Genomic DNA, 1463 nt, shown 5'->3' with positions numbered 1-1463 from the left:
CCTCGTTGCACTCGACAGCTCCTACAGGGAGCGTCGAGTCAAAGCCATTTTACGGGTCAAACAAGCGTTTCATCGGGTTGATGGCCCTTTGCTAATTTTGTCAGTGCGTTCTCACGCGCAATCAGTACAATCGCCCGATTTGCCCTCCGAGAACGGAAGCAGTACGGCGGGTAGTCTCGAGAAGTCTCATGCTCATCGGTAGCTATTCCCCCACGCTGGTTATCATCTCGCTGATTGTGGCGATTCTCGCCTCCTATACCGCGCTCGACATGACCGGGCGCATCGCCACCGCCAAGGGCCGCGCCGTGCATTTGTGGACGGCCGGCGGCGCGTTTGCGATGGGCATCGGCGTGTGGTCGATGCATTTCATCGGCATGCTCGCGTTTGAATTGCCGATCGATCTCGGTTACGACCTCACCCTGACACTGCTGTCGCTGCTGACCGCGTTCCTGTCTTGCGGCTTTGCCCTGTGGCTGGTCAGTCAGCCTCGCTTGCCGGTCTGGCAACTGGCGTTCGGCGCGTTGGTCATGGGTGCCGGCATCAGTGCCATGCACTACACCGGCATGGCCGCGATGCGCATGCAGCCTGGCATTGATTACGACCCGATATTGTTCGGCGCTTCGTTGCTGATCGCCGTCGGTGCGTCCGGCGCGGCCTTATGGATTGCCTTCCGCCTGCGCCGACACACGCCTCACGTCAGTCTGATCCGGGCGGGTGCGGCAGTGATCATGGGCATCGCCATCGTCGGCATGCACTACACCGCCATGGCGGCCGCGCGTTTTCCGGACGGCAGTTTCTGTGGCGCGGCCGTCAATGGTCTGAGCGGCAAGGGCCTGGACAGTCTGGTGTTGATCACCACACTGGCGGTGCTGAGCATTGCCTTGCTGACGTCGGTGCTCGATGCACGGCTCGAGGCTCGCACCGCGCAACTGGCCCAATCCCTGACCGAAGCCAATCGCGAACTCACCCAATTGGCGCTGCACGATACCCTGACCGGCCTGCCGAATCGGGTACTGCTGGCCGACCGCATTGATCAGGCGATGTCGAGGGTGCAGGAGCAGGGCGGCTGTTTTGCCTTGATGTTCATCGATCTGGACGGTTTCAAACCGGTCAATGATGCGTTCGGGCATCACATGGGCGATCAACTGCTGCGCGAAGTCGGCCTGCGTCTGCGTGAGGATTTGCGCAGTCATGACACGCTGGCGCGGATTGGCGGCGATGAGTTCGTGCTGCTGGTGCAACTGGCTGATGAAAATGACGTACTGAATCTGGCGGCGCGTCAGGTCGGGTTGATCGCCCGTTCATTTCGCGTCGCCGAACATCATCTTCAGATCTCCGCCAGTATCGGCATCGCTCTGTATCCGGGCAACGTCCAGACCGCTGAGGAATTGCTGATGAATGCCGACGCGGCCATGTATCACGCCAAGGGCGCGGGCAAAAACGGCTATAGCTTCTTCGACGCC

Annotated in this window: 1 protein-coding gene; it reads left to right on the top strand. The window is 60.6% G+C overall.

Annotation, left to right across the window (positions count from 1 at the left end; translation table 11 throughout):
- Positions 1 to 188: 188 nt before the first annotated feature.
- Positions 189 to 1463 (top strand): MHYT domain-containing protein (locus tag F8N62_RS31385; protein WP_150714204.1); only part of this gene is annotated, 1275 nt, incomplete at its 3' end.

The organism is Pseudomonas fluorescens (assembly GCF_902497785.1).
Lineage (GTDB): Bacteria > Pseudomonadota > Gammaproteobacteria > Pseudomonadales > Pseudomonadaceae > Aquipseudomonas > Aquipseudomonas fluorescens_BO.
This window is presented reverse-complemented; position numbering and strand designations above follow the sequence as displayed.